This window comes from Corallococcus sp. 4LFB (genome assembly GCF_046520365.1).
Taxonomy (GTDB): Bacteria; Myxococcota; Myxococcia; order Myxococcales; family Myxococcaceae; genus Corallococcus; species Corallococcus caeni.
Genome location: NZ_JBKGHJ010000903.1, coordinates 1 through 1833, shown reverse-complemented (window position 1 = coordinate 1833; position 1833 = coordinate 1). Strand labels below are relative to the sequence as shown.

Genomic DNA, 1833 nt, shown 5'->3' with positions numbered 1-1833 from the left:
CGGGGCGCTGGCTGAGCGGATCCGCGCGCTGGACGCGCTGCGCGAGCTGCACGCGGACCTGGAAGGCGTCCTCAACTTCCCCGACGAGGCGGACGGGGCGGACTCGGAAGCCGGCTCACGGGTCGCCGCGCTGCGCTCCGCCGCGGAGGCGCTGCGCGCGGAGGTGGGGCGCGGACGGCTGGTGCGCCAGGGCGCGCGCGTGGCGCTGTACGGCCCGGTGAACGCGGGCAAGTCCACGCTGTTCAACCGGCTGGTGGGCGAGGCCCGCGCGCTGGTGGACGACGAGCCCGGCACCACCCGCGATGCCCTGGAGGCCCGCGTCGAGTGGGACGGGCTGGGCGTCACGCTCTATGACACCGCCGGCCTGCGCGAGGCCCCCGGCCGCGTGGAGGCCCTGGGCATCGCGCGCACGAAGGAGCTGCTCGCGGCCGTGGACCTGGCGGTGCTCGTGCTGCCGCCGGGGACGTCGCGGGACGAGGCCGCGTCGTGGACGCGCGAGGCCGGCGCCACGCCCGTGCTCACCGTCACCGGCAAGTGCGACGTCATGACCGCGGCGCGGAGCTCCGTGGATGACGACACGAACGCGGCCAGCGCCGTGCCCTCGCCGCTCGGCGATGCGGCGTCTGACGGGATGTCCGCCCTGCCCTCCCCCGCCCCGCCGCGCGTCAGCGGGCTCACGGGTGAAGGCGTGGACGCGCTCCGGACGTCCGTGCTCGCGCGGCTGTGGGGCGGTGGCACTCCCTCCGCGGTGGCCCTCGTCTCCGAGCGGCACGCGGACGCCCTGCGTCGCACCGCCGAGGCGCTGGGCCGGGCGGAAGAGGCGTCCCGCGTGTCCACCCTGGAGGTCCTCTCCGGTGAGGTCGGGCTCGCGCTGGAGGCCCTGGGGGAAGTGTCTGGAACGAGCGTCTCCGAGGCCCTTCTGGACACCCTCTTCCAGCGCTTCTGCATCGGGAAGTAGTGCCTTCGCGGGCGGCGGTCCGCATGTCAGACCCCTCCCTAGAATGCCTCGCGTTCACCGGCGCTCCCCGAGGATTCATGACGGCACTCCAGCAGCTTCAACCCACCTCCCACTCCCTGCTCTCGGCGCTGCCGTCGGGCTGGGTGGGGGAAATCCTCGATGGCGAGCTGGTGGCCTCGCCCCGCCTCTCCGTGGCGCCCGCGCGCGCGGCCTTCATGATGGGCGTGGAGCTGGGGGAGCGGCTGGACCCGCGCCGTGGCGGCAACGGCCGCTGGTGCTTCCTGCGCGCGCCGGAGCTGCACCTGGGCGGGGACATCCTCGTGCCCGACCTGGCCGCCTGGCGCCGTGAGCGCGTGGCCGCCCCGCCGGAGCCCGGCGCCGCGTTCTTCACCCTGGTGCCGGATTGGGTCTGCGAGGTCCTCACCCCCGCCACCACCGCGCTGGACCGCGCCCGCAAGCTGCCCCTGTACGCGCGGGCCGGCGTGTCCCACGTCTGGCTGGTGGACCCCGTCGCGCGCACGCTGGAGGTCTACCAGCGCCTCAAGCGCGGCTGGCTCCTCACCGCGAGCCACGAGGACGACGCCCTGGTGCGCGCCGAGCCCTTCCCTTCCGTCCCCCTGGAGCTGGGCTCGCTGTGGCTCCCGGACGCGGCGGAGGAGATGCCCCGGCTCGTCGCGCTGCCCTGACTTCCGCCGGGAGGCCTCAGCTCGCGCGCTTGAGGCGCGCTTCCTCGGAGGCGCGCGACAGCCGCCGCACGGCGCGCAGCAGCAGATCCGGATCCACCGGCGCCGCCACGAAGCCCCGCGCATGCACGGCCTGCGCGCGGGGCAGGTCCCGCTCCGGCGCCTTGCCGCCACCAGCACTGCGCGCGCAGC

The 1833-nt window shown here is 75.7% G+C and carries 2 protein-coding genes; both read left to right on the top strand.

All coding sequences use genetic code 11. The features are described 5' to 3' along the window. On the top strand, window positions 1-958 hold a 958-nt coding region (locus ACLEQD_RS42605; RefSeq protein WP_410391683.1), incomplete at its 5' end, for a GTPase. A 77-nt stretch (window positions 959-1035) separates the two neighbouring features. After that, window positions 1036-1644 (top strand): Uma2 family endonuclease, encoded by a 609-nt coding sequence (locus ACLEQD_RS42600; protein WP_410391682.1) that lies wholly within the window; start codon window positions 1036-1038, stop codon window positions 1642-1644. Window positions 1645-1833: the final 189 nt, after the last annotated feature.

Bases quoted from the DNA above. Each gene is read 5' to 3' on its own strand.
- ACLEQD_RS42600 (WP_410391682.1), top strand. From the start codon at position 1,036: ATGACGGCACTCCAGCAGCTTCAACCCACCTCCCACTCCCTGCTCTCG.